General features: G+C 57.7%; 11 protein-coding genes and 2 pseudogenes. 9 read left to right on the top strand and 4 right to left on the bottom strand.

All coding sequences use genetic code 11. From position 1 onward, the window contains the following. Window positions 1-34: 34 nt before the first annotated feature. Together HHJ19_RS16860 and HHJ19_RS16855 are read right to left on the bottom strand one after the other, a co-directional pair. Entirely contained in the window at window positions 35-922 is an 888-nt protein-coding gene (locus tag HHJ19_RS16860; RefSeq protein ID WP_296909020.1) for a 2-dehydro-3-deoxygalactonokinase, read from the bottom strand. Between the two features lie 10 nt (window positions 923-932). Next, window positions 933-2669, bottom strand: a complete 1737-nt coding sequence (locus HHJ19_RS16855; protein ID WP_296909019.1) for an IlvD/Edd family dehydratase — start codon at window positions 2667-2669, stop codon at window positions 933-935. Window positions 2670-2789: 120 nt separating this feature from the next. Between HHJ19_RS16855 and HHJ19_RS16850 the strand changes: the two genes are divergently transcribed. The 9 genes and pseudogenes from HHJ19_RS16850 to HHJ19_RS16810 all read left to right on the top strand — a co-directional run bounded on the left by HHJ19_RS16850 (window position 2790) and on the right by HHJ19_RS16810 (window position 11361). Next, window positions 2790-3737: a 2-hydroxyacid dehydrogenase gene (locus HHJ19_RS16850; RefSeq protein ID WP_296909018.1), complete on the top strand. Its 948-nt coding sequence runs from the start codon at window positions 2790-2792 to the stop codon at window positions 3735-3737. 92 nt (window positions 3738-3829) lie between these two features. After that, window positions 3830-4573, top strand: a complete 744-nt coding sequence (locus HHJ19_RS16845; RefSeq protein WP_296909017.1) for a FadR/GntR family transcriptional regulator — start codon at window positions 3830-3832, stop codon at window positions 4571-4573. A gap of 49 nt (window positions 4574-4622) precedes the next feature. Beyond that, the gene (locus tag HHJ19_RS16840) at window positions 4623-6002 is read left to right on the top strand and encodes an ABC transporter substrate-binding protein (RefSeq protein WP_296909016.1); all 1380 of its coding nucleotides are present in this window, start codon (window positions 4623-4625) and stop codon (window positions 6000-6002) included. Between the two features lie 84 nt (window positions 6003-6086). Continuing rightward, complete coding sequence (locus HHJ19_RS16835) at window positions 6087-6959, top strand: carbohydrate ABC transporter permease (RefSeq protein ID WP_296909015.1); 873 nt, start codon at window positions 6087-6089, stop codon at window positions 6957-6959. A 76-nt stretch (window positions 6960-7035) separates the two neighbouring features. Continuing rightward, entirely contained in the window at window positions 7036-7890 is an 855-nt protein-coding gene (locus HHJ19_RS16830; RefSeq protein WP_296909014.1) for a carbohydrate ABC transporter permease, read from the top strand. A 17-nt stretch (window positions 7891-7907) separates the two neighbouring features. Then, window positions 7908-8978, top strand: coding sequence for a sn-glycerol-3-phosphate ABC transporter ATP-binding protein UgpC (gene ugpC / locus HHJ19_RS16825; RefSeq protein WP_296909013.1), 1071 nt, complete (start codon window positions 7908-7910; stop codon window positions 8976-8978). A gap of 12 nt (window positions 8979-8990) precedes the next feature. Beyond that, window positions 8991-9494, top strand: a complete 504-nt coding sequence (locus HHJ19_RS16820; RefSeq protein ID WP_296909012.1) for a gluconokinase — start codon at window positions 8991-8993, stop codon at window positions 9492-9494. Between the two features lie 21 nt (window positions 9495-9515). Beyond that, window positions 9516-10286: a glucose 1-dehydrogenase gene (locus tag HHJ19_RS16815; protein WP_296909011.1), complete on the top strand. Its 771-nt coding sequence runs from the start codon at window positions 9516-9518 to the stop codon at window positions 10284-10286. A gap of 30 nt (window positions 10287-10316) precedes the next feature. Continuing rightward, window positions 10317-11361 (top strand): annotated as a pseudogene (locus HHJ19_RS16810) (L-idonate 5-dehydrogenase). Window positions 11362-11402: 41 nt separating this feature from the next. On the opposite strand, the gene HHJ19_RS16805 reads toward HHJ19_RS16810, so the two are convergent. Further along, window positions 11403-12044 (bottom strand): YitT family protein, encoded by a 642-nt coding sequence (locus tag HHJ19_RS16805; RefSeq protein WP_296909010.1) that lies wholly within the window; start codon window positions 12042-12044, stop codon window positions 11403-11405. A 571-nt stretch (window positions 12045-12615) separates the two neighbouring features. Next, window positions 12616-12809, bottom strand: a pseudogene (locus HHJ19_RS16800) (RNA helicase); the annotation flags it as partial.

The raw sequence follows: 12809 nt of genomic DNA, 5'->3' as shown, positions 1-12809 counted from the left end.
GTTTTTGAGGTTTTCTGCTGAGTCTGGCAAATCTTCAGGCTCGCGTCAGGGTGTCGGCTATGGCGCGCAAGCCTCGCCCAGTGGCTGGCGCGCCAACGCGCTCAACCGATACGCCCAAATGCTCCAGCGCTTGCTGATAGCGGGCCGTCAAGGTTTGCGCGCCGACCAGGACTACCGTGTCACCGGGTTTCAGTGCCTGGGCTTTCAGCTCTTCACCGATGACCAGGCCCGACAGATAGCTCGGCAGTGCCAGGGCGGACATTCGATCGAACAGCGACAGCGTTCGCGCGCTGAAGGCCGTATTCAGCAGGCCCTGGCCGCGCAGTGCATGGCCAAAGCCCTGGGAAAAAGCGTCTGCGTCATGTACCGTCTCGCCATCGGCCAGCGTGCGCGCCAGCATGGAATGCTGGCGCAGCAGTGCATAAAACTCGCCGCTCATCCAGGTCGAAAAATCCCTGACACGGCCTTGCCTGACGCTCACCCACTTGCTGTGCGTTCCGGGCAGCACCAGCCGGGCGCCATTCAGTCCAAGCAGCGTCAGTGCGCCGAACACCTGCGTTTCTTCGCCGCGCATGACGTCTGGCACGCCATCCCTGTCAACGCTCAAACCCGGCACGATGGCGATGCGGCCAGGCTCAAGCCATTGCAGGTGACCGGCAATGTCGTCAAACCCCGCCGGACACGCGCAGTAGGGTGCTTCGCGCCATCCCTGTTTGCTGCCAGCCATGCCGGAGATCAGGCAGAGCGTGCCGGCATTCATCCAGTCGCCAAAACAGTTTTCAAAAACGAGGGGGAATTCCCCGCCAGGGACAGTCAGGATGCCGCGCGCAAAATAGCGCTCTTCCAGCACCCGGCCATCTGGCTCGATCAGAGCACCGCGCAGCGACGAGCTGCCCCAGTCGACGGCGAGCAGCCGGGTCACGGTGAAGTCCTCAATGGTTGTCTCGCGGCACAAAGGAGCCGCGCTTGCCCACCAAGAAATCAAGGTCCACCCCCTCGTCGGCCTGAAGTACATGGTCGATGTAGAGCTTCCAGTAGCCTGAGGAGAGCGGCGGTTCTGGCGCTTTCCAGCTGGCCTTGCGCCGGGCTAGCTCTTCGTCGCTGACGTGCAGGTGCAATAGCCGCCTGGGCACATCGAGTTCAATGATGTCGCCGTTTTGCACCAGTGCCAGCGGGCCACCCGCCGCCGCTTCGGGTGCTGCGTGCAGCACCACGGTGCCGTAAGCGGTGCCGCTCATGCGCGCATCGCTGATGCGCACCATGTCGGTAATTCCTTTACGCAGTATTTTAGGCGGCAGCGGCATGTTGCCCACTTCCGCCATCCCGGGGTAGCCTTTGGGTCCGCAGTTCTTTAGCACCATGACGCAGTTTTCGTCGATGTCGAGGTCTTCGTCATCGATGCGCGCGTGGAAGTCTTCAATATTTTCAAACACGACTGCGCGGCCCTTGTGAACCATCAGTTCGGGTGTGGCGGCGCTCGGCTTGATGACTGCGCCGCGCGGCGACAGGTTGCCGCGCAAGACCGCAATGCCGGCCTTGTCCTTGAAGGGGGCACCCAGGGGCTTGATGACATCAACGTTGTAGTTCTGCGCATCGGCAATGTTTTCACCGATGGTCTGGCCGTTGGCCGTGATGGCGCACAGATGAAGGTGCTGTGCAATTTCCTTCATCACGACCGGTAAACCACCGGCGTAGCAGAAGTCTTCCATCAGGTACTTGCCCGAAGGCTGCAGATTGACGAGGCAGGGCAGGTCGCTGGCGAGCCGGTCGAAGTCATCAATGGTGAGCTTTACGCCGATGCGTCCAGCCATCGCAATCAGGTGAATCACGGCGTTGGTGGAGCCGCCAATCGCGGCCAGCGTCTTGATGGCGTTTTCAAACGCTTCAAGCGTGAGGATTCTGGAGAGAGTGAGGTCTTCGTGAACCATCTCGACGGCGCGACGGCCGGCCATGCGTGCCAGCACATTGCGCCGGCCATCCACCGCGGGGTAAGCCGCATTGCCGGGCAGGCCCAGACCCAACGCTTCCACCATGCTGGCCATCGTTGAGGCCGTTCCCATGGTCATGCAGTGGCCGTGGCTGCGGTGCATGCAGCTTTCGGCTTCGAAAAAATCGGCGAGCTTCAAGGTGCCGGCCCGTACCTGCTCGCTCATGCTCCACACGCCAGTGCCGGAGCCGAGCTCCTGGCCGCGCCACTTGCCGTTGAGCATGGGCCCGCCGCTAACGCCCACCGTAGGCAGGTCAACACTGGCCGCGCCCATGACCAGCGAAGGGGTGGTCTTGTCGCAACCCATCAGCAGCACCACACCGTCAATCGGATTGCCGCGAATGCTTTCCTCGACGTCCATGCTGGCCAGATTGCGGTACAGCATGGCGGTCGGTCGCAGCAGGGTTTCGCCCAGCGACATCACAGGGAACTCCAGTGGAAAACCGCCGGCCTCATACACGCCGATCTTGACCTGCTCGGCAAGGGTCCGGAAATGCGAATTGCAGGGCGTCAGTTCGCTGAAGGTGTTGCAAATGCCGATGACTGGCCGGCCGTCAAACTGGTCATGGGGAACCCCCTTGCCCTTGACCCAGCTGCGGTAGGCAAAACCATCGCGATCCTGGCGGCCAAACCATTGCTGACTGCGAAGTTCTTCTGGCCTTTTTTTGGGTTTTGAATTCATGGTCTTTAGTGATGTTGAAAAAGAAATCAAGCTTGCAAAATTTTTTTAATCATATTATGGTAAGACAATAATGCTTGATTCCAGGCAGTTCTGCAAGCCCGTTGATATGAGGAAAATCCCTTGCCAAAGCCCGACATCCTGATTGTTTCAAAACTTCCGCCATTTCTGATGGCGCCGCTGCAACTGGCTTATACGGTTCACGACCGTATTCATGAAACCGACGCTGCGGCGTTTTCACAGGCGGCGCCGCGAATCCGGGCGATAGCCGGTGGCGGCGAGTCGAGAGTCCCACGCGCCTTGATGGACCAGCTTCCAGCTCTGGAGATGATTTCGGTTATGGGGGTGGGTTACGACGGGGTCGACGTAACTGCGGCCCTTGAGCGCCGTGTTCCGGTGACGCACACGCCTGGCGTATTGAATGAAGATGTGGCCGACCTTGCAATCGGACTGATGCTTTCGGTGGCACGCCGCATTCCTCAGGCAGATCAATATGTCCGTACCGGGCAGTGGCTCAATGGGCCGATGCCGCTTGCGTGCAAGGTGTCGGGCGCGCGATTGGGCATCGTCGGGCTGGGGCGAATCGGGCAGGCGATTGCAGACCGGGCCCGGGCGTTCAACATGTCGATTGCATACACCGCGCGCCATCAAAAGCCGGATGCGCCCTACCGTTACTATGCCAGCGCCCAGGCGCTGGCCTCTGAGGCGGATTTCCTGGTGCTGGTTACCCCTGGTGGCGCAGGTACCCGCGAGCTGGTCAACGCCGGGGTCTTGAAGGCGCTGGGGCCGAAAGGCTACCTGATCAACGTCGCTCGGGGCTCGGTGGTGGATCAGTCCGCTCTGGTCGACGCATTGCAAAAGGGCTTGATCGCTGGCGCTGGGCTGGATGTGTTTGAGGATGAGCCTAATGTGCCTGCAGCGCTGCGCGCTATGGACAACGTGGTTTTGACGCCGCATATGGCCAGCGCTACGTTGCAAACGCGGCAGGCCATGGCCGACCTGGCTGCAGCCAATCTGCATGCTCATTTTGCCAGTCAGCCTTTGCTGAGCCCGGTTCCGGAATGCCATTAAGTGCAACGGCAGTCCTGCAGATACCCCGGGTTTTCCTTATAACTCAGGTTTTTTAATGATCATATGATATTAATCAAACTTGCTATCTAACCATGATCAAAAACGTCCACGGCAACACGGTAGATCTGCTCGGCGAGGCTATCGTCTCTGGGCGCTACGCAGTGGGCGGATCGATCCCCTCCGAGTCAGTGCTGTGCGAAGAGTTGGGTGTCAGCCGTACGGTTGTGCGCGAGTCCGTCAAGTCGCTGGTGGCCAAAGGTTTGATCGTCACCGGTCCGAAGGTGGGCACCCGGGTGCTGTCAGAAGACCAGTGGAACTGGTTTGACCCTGATGTGATTGCCTGGCAAGCCAAGGCGGGTTTCACGCCTGAATTCATTCGTGACTTGCAGGATTTGCGCCTGGTGGTCGAGCCGGCCGCAGTAAAGCTGGCTGCGACCCGCGCCACGGCTGATGACATCGCAGCCATCGAAATCGCCTTTGCAGGCATGAAGCGCGCGGTCGAGGAGGGTGGAGACTACATCAGCTTCGATCTTCGTTTTCACCAGGGCCTGATGCGCGCGGCGCAAAACCGGATGCTGGCGCAAATGAGCAAAGTGCTCAATGCGCTACTGCGTACCAGTTTCGAAATTTCCACTGCCAGGAAAGACGGTCCGAAGTCTTCATTGCCGCTGCATCGGGCCGTGATTGATGCGGTGATCGCGCGCGATCCCGCGCGCGCCGAAAAAGCGATTTTGAAGCTGATAGATGGCGCGCACCAGGATATCGAGCAGGTGCTCGGTTCGCGCCGCAGGTTGCCCCGATTAAGCCGACCAGCGCAGCCGCTGCGGGCTGCATGAGTTTTTCGTCAGTCCTTTCATAACCAACCAGCACAGGAGACAAAGCAAAATGAGACTCAAGACAATTCTTGCAACCGCGATGGTCGCGACCGGCCTTATTTCCGCCGGTAACGCGCTCGCCCAGGAGAAGCTCACCGTATGGTGGGTCAAAGGTTTTTACAAAGCTGAGGATGACGCGCTTTTCGACGTGATCAAGAAGTTCGAGGCGAAGACCAATGTCAAGGTCGAACTGTCGCAGTATCCGGTGCAGGACACGATTCCAAAAACCGTAGCCGCGCTCGACTCGAAAAATCCGCCCGATGTGGCTTATTCCGATGTGTACGACTTTCAGGTCACAGCCAAATGGGCTTTTGACGGAAAGCTTGAAGACTTGAGCGATGTTTTGACGCCGCTGAAGGGAAATTTCACGCCCAACACGATTGAGACTACTTATCTGTACAACGACGTTGCCAAGAAGCGCGCTTATTACGCGTTTCCGATGAAGCAGCAGACCATGCATATCGAGTATTGGAAAGACATGCTCGCCGAGGCTGGCCTGAAGCAGTCAGACATTCCTACAAAGTGGGCCGACTACTGGTCGTTCTGGTGCGAAAAAGCGCAGCCTGCACACCGCAAGGCCACTGGCAAGCGCACTTTTGGCATCGGCATGCCGATGGGTGTGGACTCAACCGACTCGTTCTATTCTTTCCTGACCTTTGCCGATGCCTACAACGTCAAGATGGTGGACAACAACGGCAAGCTTATGGTGGATGACCCCAAAACGCGTGCCGGTCTGATTTCCGCCATGCGCGATTACACCAGCGTCTACGCCAAGGGCTGCACACCACCATCATCGACAAGCTGGAAGGACCCGGACAACAATGTGGCGTTTCACAACCGCACCACCATGATGACGCACAACGCGACAATTTCGATTGCCGCCAAGTGGCTGGATGACGCGAACAATCCTGCGCTCAGCGCAGAGGACCGCGCCAAGGGAAAGAAGGCCTATTACGAAGATATCGTGACGGCGGGTTTTCCGAGCAAACCCGATGGCGGCAAGATGATTTACCGAACAGCGGTAAAAACGGGTGTCGTGTTCACCGATTCCAAGAACAAGGCGCGTGCGAAAGAGTTTGTGCAGTTCTTCATGAACGAGATCAACCTGACGCCGTATGTCGAAGGTTCTTTGGGTCGCTGGTTCCCGGTGACCAAGGTCGGCCAGGACAGTGACTTCAGGAATGCAGATGTGCACCGCAAAGCCGTACACGCGCAGTATGCGGCCGGGACGGTGCCGTTTGAGTTCACCAAGAACTACAAGTTCACCGTGGTAAATAACGAGAACGTCTGGGCAAAGGCGATGAACCGCGTCATCAACGAAAAAATACCGGTTGATAAGGCGGTGGACGAAATGATCGCCCGTATCAAGACGATTGCGGGTACCAACTAAACCATCGCAAGTCGATCAAGTTGCCCAGGCAGTCCGGGGTGACTTGCCTTCTTCTTCATGCAGTTTTTTGTATTGCACGACTTTATGAGCACAACGACTTTTTCTGGCGCAAAACCGGTGCCCCGCCTTGCCAGGAAAGGCTTGAGTTCGTGGGAGTTTTGGGGCCTGGTTCTGGTGCTTCCGTACCTGCTGGTTTTTCTGGTTTTTGTGCTGTATCCGGTTGGCTATGGCTTATGGCTGGCGCGTCATCCGGCAAGTTACGTCGCCTTGTTTGACGATCCCATATTTTTTCGCACTGTCATTAATACGCTGATTTTTCTTGTGGTTGGCATCAACATCAAGATGGCAATCGCGCTGATGCTGTCCGGATTTTTTGTACAGAGCCGCAACTGGATCAAATGGCTTTCACTGCTGTTTGTGCTGCCGTGGGCAGTACCCTCCATCCCCACGATCCTATCGGTGCGCTTCATGCTTAATCCAGAATGGGGCGTCATTAATTCAGTAATCTTCAGGCTTACTGGAATTGATGGCCCAAACTGGCTTAACGACCCCACCCTGGCTTTGACGTTCTCCATGCTGATGCACATCTGGAAGTCGCTGCCTTTCTGGACGCTGATTCTGGTTTCGGCCCGCATGTCCATTCCTGCCGAGCAATACGAAGCGGCCTCGGTAGACGGTGCAAGCAATTGGCAAAAATTCAAGTTCATCACCTGGCCGTCCATGCGCACCATCTACCTTACATCCACCATCCTGTCGATGATCTGGACGCTGGGCGATTTCAATAGCGTGTACCTTCTCACGGGTGGAGGCCCCGCCGATTTGACGCATGTACTGGCGACGTTGGGCATCCGTTACTTGCGGCTTGACCAGGTTGATCTGGCCATGGCATCCATCGTGGTGGCGATGCCACTGGTGCTGCCGCTGGTCTATTTCATGATGAAACGGCTCTCAAAATGAACCCGCACGCTCAGCTTGGTCCGCTGCCCGCCGGGGGGGCCATCGTCATCCTGGAAACGTCTCGCCTGGGGTCGAAATGAAAAAACGCATAACGCTGAAGTCCGTCACCACCGAAGCCAAGCTGCTGCTGATCGGCATCCCGTTGCTGATCTGGACCATGATTCCGATTTATCACATGTTTTTGTTTGCCATCTCGCCCCGCGACTCGGCCACCTCAGGCAGGCTGTGGCCCGATGCACCCACGCTGAAAAACTTTGAAGTGGTGTTTCTGCAAAAGCATCACTACCTCAATCACTTCTGGCTGCAGATGTGGAACTCATTGATCATTGCGGTTGCCGTGGGCGTGATCACGCTGTTCGTGGCAACGGCTGCGGCGTTTGCAATCAGCCGGCTCAAGGTGCGGGGCGGGCGCACGGTCATGAACCTGGCCTTGTTCACCTACTTCATTCCAGCAGCCTTTCTGGCCGTGCCAATGTACAAGACCATGGGCAACTATGGCTTGCTTGGCAGCCAGTGGGCGCTGATTCTGGCCATGGTGACGATTGCTTCACCGTATTGCATCTGGGTGCTCAAGCAAGCCTCTGACAAGCTGCCTTACGAGCTTGACGAAGCCGCAATGATGGACGGCGCTTCCCCGCTGCAGTTGTTCCGCCTGGTTTATCTGCCGCTGATGGTGCCGTCTCTGGTGGCCGTGGGTACCTACGCCTTATTGCTGGCATGGAATGAATATCTTTACGCCTTCCTGCTGCTGTCGAATGACCGCAGCGTGACGCTCGGCGTGGCACTTGGCAGTTTCTTGTCAGCAGACGATTCCCCGTGGGAGCTGTTGATGGCCACCGGTCTTATTTACGCGCTGCCACCGGCGGCGATCTATTACACCTTCAAGCGCTACATGGTGTCGGGCCTGACTGCCGGCGCGGTGAAAAGCTGACCTGGAATATCTAAATCATGGCATCTGTCTCCTTTCGCAACATCGAAAAGTCCTTTGGCAAGTTCAAGATCATTCACGGCATCAGTTTTGATATCTCCGACGGCGAGTTTGTCGTTCTGGTAGGGCCATCGGGCTGCGGCAAGTCAACCCTGCTGCGCATGCTGGCCGGGCTGGAGGAAATCAGTGGTGGCGAGATCGCCATCGACGGCGTTGTTGTCAATGAACTTGATTCCAAGGACCGCGATATCGCGATGGTGTTCCAGAGTTATGCGCTATATCCGCACATGACCGTGCGGGACAACATGGCATTCAGCATGAAGCTGCGCAAGGCGGAGCGGTCATTGATTGAAAAACGCGTCGCTGATGCGGCGCATGTGCTGAACCTCGACGCCTTGCTTGATCGATACCCGCGCGAGCTTTCCGGTGGCCAGCGGCAACGCGTGGCGATGGGCCGGGCCATCGTGCGTGATCCCAAGGTATTTCTTTTTGACGAGCCGCTATCCAATCTCGATGCCAAGCTGCGCGTGGCGATGCGCGCCGAAATCAAGGCACTGCATCAGCGGCTCAAAACCACCACGGTTTATGTCACGCATGACCAGATCGAGGCGATGACGATGGCCGACCGCATCGTTGTCATGCATGACGGGATCATCGAGCAGATTGGGACACCACTGGCGCTGTTTGACCGGCCGAGAAACCTGTTTGTCGCGCAATTCATCGGTTCTCCCTCAATGAATGTGCTGCAAGGCACGTTTCGGCGCGGTGATGGCCAATGCTGGGTTGAAGCGGAGGGCCATCGCTGGCCAGCCGGCGCGCTCACTCAGGCGGCTGACAGCCAGCGCGTGCATTACGGTGTGCGGCCTGGAGATATTCATCTCTCGACTTCCGGTGAGGGTATTGAGGCGCGGGTGATCGTGGTTGAACCCACGGGTGCGGAAACCGAGCTGTTGTTGCAGGTTGGCGACAGCAGGGTGATCGTGGTCATGCATGGTCGCACCGGTGTGCAACCCGATGACATCGTGAAAATCGGGATCGAGCCGGCCAAGGCGCATGTGTTTGACGCGGTGAGCAGCAACCGCCTGGAATGAAACAGCTCAAGCATGATTTTGCGTAATGTCGTTTTGATGGGCGTGAGCGGCAGTGGCAAGAGTACCGTAGGGCGCATGCTGGCCCAGCATCTGGGCGTAGATTTCCTGGAAGGTGACGATTTGCACACCGGGCAAAACGTAGCGCGCATGGCGGCGGGCATCGCTCTGACCGATGAGGACCGGCGAGGCTGGCTCGAAAGTCTTGCCGGGCGGCTGGCTTCGGCCAGCGCCGAGGGAAGTGGTCTTGTGATTTCCTGTTCTGCGCTCAAGCGCTCCTACCGCGACATCCTGCGCAGCGGCGCACCCGATCTGCTGATCGTTCACCTGCGGGGGGACTACGACTTACTCGCAGTTCGGATGGCGACCCGTCCCGGGCATTACATGCCCTCATCCTTGCTCGACAGCCAGTTCGCAACGCTGGAGCCGCCCGACGCGGAAGAAAACGCGCTGACTTTGGACGTCAGGCAAAACCCGGACCGGTTATTGCTCTCAATTGTCGATCGCTTGCACAACTAACTTGCTGAAGAACAATTTTTGATGATTACACCAGCTACTTTCAGGCTTGACGGACGCATTGCTCTTATTACCGGATCGTCAGGGGGAATTGGCTTGGCGCTTGCGCGTGCGCTAGGACAGGCTGGTGCCCGGCTGGTGCTGAATGGCAGAAACGCTGCCAAGCTCGAGCAGGCGGTTGCCGCCCTTCGTGTCCAGGGGCTGCAGGTCCGGGGACATCTGTTTGATGTAACGCGAGGCGCCGATGTAATCGCCGCGGTGCAAGCCATCGAAGACGACTTCGGTGCGATCGATATCCTGGTGAATAACGCAGGCATGCAAAAACGCATGCCCTTGCAGGATTTTCCTGAAGCCGACTGGCACGAACTGATGCAGACCAACGTGGACAGCGTGTTTCTTGTCGGGCAGGCAGTTGCGAAAAAAATGATCCCGCGCGGGCACGGCCGGATCATCAATATCTGTTCAGTACAAAGCGAGATTGGCCGCCCGAACATCGCGCCTTACATGGCTAGCAAAGGCGCCATCAAAATGTTGACCAAGGGCATGGCGATTGACTGGGGCCCGCACGGCATCAATGTCAACGGTCTCGGACCGGGTTATTTCAAAACCGAACTCACCGAAAAACTGGTCATGGATGAGCAGTTCAGTTCCTGGCTGGTAGGCCGCACACCGAGCCGTCGCTGGGGCAAAGTCGAGGATCTCGGCGGTGCTGTTGTGTTCCTCGCCAGTGACGCTGCGGCTTTCGTCAATGGTCACGTCCTCTATGTTGATGGCGGCGTCACCGCCACACTTTGACCACGGGACAAATACTTTCTGGAGAACCCTATGCGCGCGCTGGTTTGCCATGCCCCATTAGATCTGCGTCTTGACGAATTTGCGCCGGAAACCCCCGGTCCACAGCAGTTGCGCGTGCGGATAGCGTTCGGTGGCATCTGTGGCTCGGACCTGCACTATTACCGGCATGGCGGCTTTGGGGCTGTGCGTATCAAGGAGCCCATGGTGCTGGGGCATGAGGTCTCAGGGGTGGTCGAGAGTACAGGCAGCGAATTAACCGGATTTCATACTGGCCAGCGCATCGCGATTTCGCCCTCACGGCCTTGCGGCCTTTGCCGGTTCTGCCAGCAGGGCCAACACAACCACTAACCACTGCAGCGAGATGCGGTTTTATGGCAGTGCCATGCGCTTTCCACATGTGCAGGGCGCATTTCGTGAAACGCTGATCATCGAGGCTGCTCAGGCGCATGTTGTGGCCCATAATCTGCCCCTGTCCGAGGCGGCTCTGGCCGAGCCTTTGTCGGTTGGGCTGCATGCAATTTCGCGGGCTGGCTCAGTATTTGGCAAACGCGTGCTGGTGACCGGCTGCGGTCCGATCGGCGTGTTGCTGATAGCGGCCTTGCGCCGCGCTGGTGCCGCGCAAATTGTCGCTGCGGATCTGACTGACTTGCCACTCGCCTGCGCGCGCGAAATGGGCGCCGACACAACCATCAATCTTGCGACGCAAGCCGATGGCCTGGCACCTTATGTTCGCGATAAAGGCCAATTCGATGTGATGTTCGAAGCCTCCGGCAGCGACAAGGCACTTTGCGCCGGGCTTGATGTGGTGGCACCGCGTGGTGTCATTGTCATCATCGGTTTGGGGGGTGATATTTCCATCCCGCTGAACCAGATTGTCGGCAAAGAACTTGAATTGCGCGGCACCTTTCGCTTCCATCCGGAATTCGCCGTTGCCGTGAACTTCTTGAACCAGCGGCTGATCAACGGCCTGCCCGTTATCAGCCATACGCTTGATTTTAAAAATTCGAATGAAGCGTTTGACTTAGCGGGCGACAAACGCAAAGCGATGAAGGTCCAGATTGCCTTTGGCGCGTAAACCGCACCAGGTAAAACCGCACATCAATATCCAGACTCCGCTTACAGAGCCATGTAACGTCCAGGTCGGTGGTTTATGGTCAGCGTCAGGTTGAGGACCACTGCGCCCAGCACTGAAAGAGCGACCCGTTGCTCATCTGTCACCCACAACGCGCCCAGCACGATCAGGCTGTCCATTGCCATCTGTACCTTGCCGGCGCGCCAGCCAAGGCGCTCCTGCAAATACAGCACGAGTACATTGAGACCGCCCAGGCTTGCGCGGTGGCGAAACAGGATCAGCATGCCCGTGCCGCAGAGCAGCCCGCCCAGAACCGTAGCGAGAACAGGCGACAGATGCTCAAAAGTCAGCGCCTGCGGAAGGAAATGCGTAAAAAGGGTCAGCAGGACGACTGCGGCAAAAGTCTTGAGCGTAAATGCAGGCCCCATGCGTTTCCAGGCAAAAACATAGAAGGGCAGGTTGATGACGAAAAATGCCAGGCTAAAACTCGCACCTGTGGCGTAATGGATCAGGAAGGCAATGCCCGCCGTACCGCCTGTCAGCAGGCCCGCATGGCCAAACATCACAACGCCCAGCGCAACAAACAAGGTGCCAGTGATCAATGCCTGTAAATCTTCGTACCAGCGGTGGCGTGTCAGTCCTTCTGCTTGTTCGGCATTCACGGTATTTTCTGAGCTGATAGTCATGGGTCCGGCAAGCTATTTTGTGTGTTCCTGCGTAAGAGCGCATAAGGTGGTCGGCCAAATCAGGCCCAGGCGCTTCGAACCAGTCCGGCACCGGTAGGCGCAAGGGTCGGCCATGGCAAACTGCAAGCGTATTGGATCGCCACCGGGCCGGGACTGATCCAGATCATGATGCAGTCATATCAGCCTTTAGCATGAAGGTGCCTTCAGCAACCGATTTACGGGCGGTGAATCCAGAGGCTATGAAGTTCCTGTATCCGCAGGATGCAGGCAACCCTCAAGGTTGTAAATTGCTCTGTATTTAATAGCAGACTTAGGCCGTTTTAAATGGACTTCACGCGTAAACAATTCAATTCCGGCGACCGCTGCGCCATTGCCGCGAGCCGGCGCTAGAACCGCATCGAGATCCACCGTCCTGAAAGCTTGCCTGCTGCCCTGATGGTGGTGCCGAGCGCAATCAATAAGCCATCTGCCCGCCGCTCCACAAATTCGCTGAACCGGTTTGTGAGTAAACCACGGGTTTTGAATTTCGCCGGGTTGGCCGAAAGCCAGCCAGTGAATCGCGGTGTGGCGTTTATCGGCCAGTAAACGAGCCAGGACCGCCCGGCCGACGAGGCCCGTTGCTCCGGCCACCGGTGCCGCCCGCGCCACCACCGGAGCGGTTGCCGCCACGAAAGTTGTTGCGGTTGCCTGCAGGCTGGCCGGAAGAGGGGAATCCGGAAGAGGCGTGGCTGGCAGGCTGGTGGTTGTCAAAGTCATTGCTCGGCT

This window comes from Polaromonas sp. (assembly GCF_012927415.1).
Classification (GTDB): Bacteria; Pseudomonadota; Gammaproteobacteria; order Burkholderiales; family Burkholderiaceae_C; genus Polaromonas.
This window is presented reverse-complemented; position numbering and strand designations above follow the sequence as displayed.

What these genes read in the sequence shown, in the direction of transcription:
- ugpC (WP_296909013.1), top strand. Translation starts at nt 7,908, where the DNA reads ATGGCATCTGTCTCCTTTCGCAACATCGAAAAGTCCTTTGGCAAGTTC.
- HHJ19_RS16815 (WP_296909011.1), top strand. Translation starts at nt 9,516, where the DNA reads ATGATTACACCAGCTACTTTCAGGCTTGACGGACGCATTGCTCTTATT.
- HHJ19_RS16820 (WP_296909012.1), top strand. Translation starts at nt 8,991, where the DNA reads ATGATTTTGCGTAATGTCGTTTTGATGGGCGTGAGCGGCAGTGGCAAG.
- HHJ19_RS16840 (WP_296909016.1), top strand. Translation starts at nt 4,623, where the DNA reads ATGAGACTCAAGACAATTCTTGCAACCGCGATGGTCGCGACCGGCCTT.
- HHJ19_RS16805 (WP_296909010.1), bottom strand. Translation starts at nt 12,044, where the DNA reads ATGACTATCAGCTCAGAAAATACCGTGAATGCCGAACAAGCAGAAGGA.
- HHJ19_RS16855 (WP_296909019.1), bottom strand. Translation starts at nt 2,669, where the DNA reads ATGAATTCAAAACCCAAAAAAAGGCCAGAAGAACTTCGCAGTCAGCAA.
- HHJ19_RS16830 (WP_296909014.1), top strand. Translation starts at nt 7,036, where the DNA reads ATGAAAAAACGCATAACGCTGAAGTCCGTCACCACCGAAGCCAAGCTG.
- HHJ19_RS16835 (WP_296909015.1), top strand. Translation starts at nt 6,087, where the DNA reads ATGAGCACAACGACTTTTTCTGGCGCAAAACCGGTGCCCCGCCTTGCC.
- HHJ19_RS16845 (WP_296909017.1), top strand. Translation starts at nt 3,830, where the DNA reads ATGATCAAAAACGTCCACGGCAACACGGTAGATCTGCTCGGCGAGGCT.